Raw genomic sequence first — 246 nt, forward strand, 5'->3', positions numbered from 1 at the left:
CGATGTCGATGCCCAGGCGCAGCCACCAGACCGACAGCTTGCTGAGATTGAACAGCGCATTGGGACTTGCGAAGGGAACGCCATTGTCGGTCCTGATCGCGCTGGGCAGGCCGAACTCCTTGAAGACACTCTCGAATACGGTGAAGGCATAGGCTTCCTTCGTGGTCGAGAGCGCCTCGCAGGCGATGAGATAGCGGCTGGCGAAGTCGGTGATGGTCAGCGGATAGCAATAGCGCCGGTCGGCGA

General features: G+C 60.6%; 1 pseudogene. It reads right to left on the minus strand.

What is annotated here, in order from left to right:
- Window positions 1-246, minus strand: a pseudogene (locus tag O7A61_RS32505) (IS481 family transposase); the annotation flags it as partial.

Origin of the sequence: Mesorhizobium sp. Cs1321R2N1, from assembly GCF_037179725.1 — a bacterium.
Lineage (GTDB): Bacteria > Pseudomonadota > Alphaproteobacteria > Rhizobiales > Rhizobiaceae > Mesorhizobium > Mesorhizobium salmacidum.